Origin of the sequence: Dyella sp., from assembly GCF_035508675.1 — a bacterium.
Classification (GTDB): domain Bacteria; phylum Pseudomonadota; class Gammaproteobacteria; order Xanthomonadales; family Rhodanobacteraceae; genus Dyella_B.
Genome location: NZ_DATJMN010000383.1, coordinates 1 through 4107, shown reverse-complemented (window position 1 = coordinate 4107; position 4107 = coordinate 1). Strand labels below are relative to the sequence as shown.

Here is a 4107-nt window from a genome sequence, read left to right as displayed (position 1 = left end):
AAATCGATCTGCCCGGCCATTCGCAGGCAGCCATCGCGACCTATCCCTGGCTGGGCGTCACGGGCCAGCGTCCGCCCGTGTGGACCGACTGGGGCGTCAGCCCGTGGCTGCTCAAGCCCGATGCCAAAAGCTTGCAGTTTGTCGACGACGTGCTTGATGAGGTGATGCAGCTGTTCCCTTCGCGCTACATCTCGATCGGTGGCGACGAGGCCGACAAGCAGCAATGGAATGCAGCGCCGGAGGTACGCGCGCAGATGCGCAAGCTCGGGCTGGCGAACATGGACCAGCTGCAGGGCTGGTTCACCAGCCAGGTCGCCGCGCATCTCATCCGGCACGGGCGCACGCCGGTCGGCTGGGATGACGAACTGGTGGCCGGCGCGACGTTGCCGGCAGCGGAAGTGGTGATGTCGTGGCACGGCGACGACCGCGAACGCGTGGCGCTCACCGCCATCCGGCAGGGCCACGACGTAGTCATGACACCGCAGGAATCGCTGTACTTCGATCACTATCAGTCCGATTTGCCCGATGAATGGCAGGGGCCATCGCCCGCGGCAAGCTTGCGGCAGGCGTATGACACGGCGGTGGTTCCCGATGGCGCGAGCGCGACCGAAGCCGCACACATCATCGGTGTGCAGGCCGGCCTCTGGACCGAGCAGATGCCTGACTTCGCGCACGACCAGCATGCGGTGTTCCCGCGCATCGCGGCGCTGTCGGAGCTGGGCTGGTCGCCATCGAGCGCGCACGACTGGAACAGCTTTCTGCAACGCATGCCGGCCGAACTGGCGCGCTACCGCGCACTGGGCATCGAGTATGCCGACAGCGCCTTCGCGCCCGCCTTCGGGCTGACGGCAGCCGCGCATGGCGCGTGGCGGGTGACGCTTTCCAACCAGGTGGCGTTCGGCACGCTGCGTTACACCACGGACGGCTCGAACCCCACGCCTCAATCCACAGCGTACGCCGAACCTTTCACGCTGCCGGCCAACACCATCCTGCGCGCCGCGACGTTTGCCGCCGACGGCTTCGAACTCGCCGCGGCACGCACGCAAGTGCTGAACGAAACCAGCTTGCTGCGTCGCGACGGCAGCGCGCTGGCCACCTGTTCCAAGCAGCCGGCATCGCGGCTGGATGGCCGCCAGCCGGCACAAGGTTCGCGGCCGGTCTACGCCGTCGATATCGGCAACATGTGCTGGCTATGGCCACGGGCGCCGCTGCAAGACAGCAGGCAGGTCGCGGTCGCCATCGAGCGCGTGCCATGGCGGTTTGGCGATGAAGCCAAGGATGCCGTGGTGCGCCCCACGACCAGTGCGGCCGGCGAGCTGGAAATTCATGCCGATGCCTGCACCGGGCCGCTGCTTGCCAGCTTGCCGCTGCAAAGCGCGACCCGCGCCAAAGGACAAACCCATCTTGCAGCAAGGCTTGCCGCGCCGGCGGGGGCCGGCGTTCGCGACCTTTGCATCGTGGCGACCGGCGATCCCCGTGATGGCCAGTGGGCGTTGGCGCGTATCGCGTTTTCAAAATAAGCAGTACGCGGGGCGAACGCTCCGCGCAGCAGTACTGGAGTAAGTGGCCTTGGGGACCCGAGCCAAGGCCGGGGAGACATCGAGAAGTCGCATGACCACGGCGCGCCCTCGCGGGCACCGCCGAGCTACACGCGTTTTCGCAATGCCAGGAGCAGTTGAGGTTCGGCAGGCAACACCAACGAGGTCAAAGCCCATGTCCACGGTACTTCGCAAGCGTCCATTGTCTTTTGCCATCACGGCGTCGCTGTTCGCCGTCGTTTCGACTTCGGCTGCCGCCTCGGCCTTCGCCGATGCGCAAGCGAACGGCCAGGCCACGCAGGCCGCCACGGCGCAAGCCACGCCGGCGCCTTCGTCACCCGAGGCCAAGAAAGCCGACGCCAAGAAAGCCAAGGCCACCGGCAACGATCAGGAAAAGAACGCGGTCACGCTGTCGACCGTCACCGTCTCCGGCGTGCGCGCGTCGCAGATGCGCGCCATCGACCTGAAACGCGAGGCGCCCAATATCCAGGACAGCATTACGGCGGAAAACATCGGCGCGCTGCCCGACACCACCATCACCGACTCCCTGCAGCGCGTCACCGGCGTGCAGATCAACCGCGACGCTGGCGTAGGCACCTCGGTGGACGTGCGCGGCCTGCCGCAGGTGGGCACGATGTTGAACGGTGAAGTGTTCATCACGGCGGATCAGATCGACTCGCAGCAGCCGGACTTCACCATGCTGCCGTCCACGCTGTTCCACGGCGTGGACGTGGTCAAATCGTCCACCGCCAACGAGACCGACGGCGGCATCAGCGGCGCCATCGACCTGCACACCTACCGCCCCTGGGACCTGCCCAGCGGATTTACCTACAGCTATTCGGCCAATGGCGAGCGCGGCAGCACCACCAGCCATTGGGGCCCTGAGGCCAATGGCCTTGTTTCGTTCAACGATCATGGCCGCTGGGGTTTGCTGATCGCGGCCGATTTCTCCAATACCACGCGCATGAACGCCACCGAGGGTCTCGACCAGTACGGCGTGGTGCTCAATGGCGAGAACGCCGCCAGCGCGGGCGGCTACAACGGCTTCCTGACGCCGTGGAACGGCGCGCCGATTCCGTCGAAAATCGTGCAGAACCCCGACGGCAGCGTGGACGTCAACGGCGACGGCAAGTCCAACGGCGTGTTCATGGGCAGCCAGGACATCGGCCTCAACGACATCACCACCCAGCGCAAGCGCAAGTCCGGCAATGCATCGTTCCAGATGGATCTGGGCGACGGCTTCAGCATGACCACCGACTACTTCTACTCGCAGCAGCGCGAATACGATCGCAACTACGGCATCCAGTTCAACTCCACCAACTGGCAGGGCGCCACCTATGTGCCGCTGCAATCGCGCGATACCGGCAGCCCCGCGCTAGGTTCCTACGGCACGCCGGAACCCGGTTGGGAAGGTTCGCAGATCTACACCACCCAGGTGTACGAGAAATGGCCTGGCGATGTGGAGTCGTACTCGCAGATCATCCAGAAGACCTCGGTGGCAAAGAACCTCAACCTGCAGGTGGATTACGACAACGGCGGCCCCTTCACGGCAAGCGTGCGCGGTATCCATGACACGGCGTCGCAGTCGAACGTGGAAACCGACGTCAACATTTCCGATTCCGATGGCGCGCTGTGGCCCTATGTGTTGATGCCCGGCGTGCCCGACAGCGCCGTGCCGCCCGGCACGTTCGTCTATCCCGCGCAGTTGGGCGGCAACCGCGTGTTCAACGCCAATGGCGTTCCGCAGAACACGGTGCCGATCATTGCGGACTTCGGTGGCAAGTACATCAAGGTCAGCATGCCTGCCTCGCTGGCAGCCGATTTCGCCAACCCCTACGGCTGGACGATGAAAACGCTGGAGTCCTCCGGCGACTACGACCGCAAGGTGGCACTGAACGCCTTGCGTTTCGACGGGCAATACGATTTCCAGGACGGCATCAAGCTCGAGTTCGGCGTACGCAACAGCATCCGCAACGCCGATAACGTCGGCTGGACGCTGGAAACACCGGTTTATGCAGGCATGGGCGCAACCGACCCGAACGGATGCTTGGTGCGCTATGTCGGCGCCGATGTGGTCTTGAACAGCGGCTCGTGTACCGCGGGCAACGCGCTGGGCTACTACCGCGCCGGACCGCTGTCCGCCATATCGATGCCCAATACCGCCGCGCCGCTGGCGAACAACTGGAAGGAATACACCAACCTGCTCGGCTCGGGCATCAACTTCTGGGCGATCAACCCGAACGCCATGATCAATCCGGTTTCGTACTGGAAATCGCTCTACCCCGATACCGAGGAAGTGGGCGAGCCCGGCACCACCTGGGCGGTAAAACTGAAGGAGCTGTCGGGTTACCTGCAGGCCGATTTCAACGGCACGCTCGGCGACATGCCGTACAGCGGCAATATTGGCGTACGCATGATCCACACCGGTCTTGACGTCACCCAACATTTGAGCGGCGCGCCCGGTGCGTACGGCGACGAACCGGTCGACGCCGGAACATCGCTTACCCGGCGCAGTTATCGAGACGTGCTGCCGTCGTTCAACTTCTCGCTGGATCTGACCGACGCGCTG

Annotated in this window: 2 protein-coding genes; both read left to right on the top strand. The window is 64.6% G+C overall.

Annotated elements, in window-relative coordinates; genetic code table 11:
• Positions 1-1520 (top strand): beta-N-acetylhexosaminidase (locus tag VMA74_RS20465; RefSeq protein WP_325370377.1); only part of this gene is annotated, 1520 nt, incomplete at its 5' end.
• A 193-nt stretch (positions 1521-1713) separates the two neighbouring features.
• Positions 1714-4107: TonB-dependent receptor plug domain-containing protein (locus tag VMA74_RS20460; protein ID WP_325370375.1), on the top strand; the 2394-nt coding region annotated here is incomplete at its 3' end.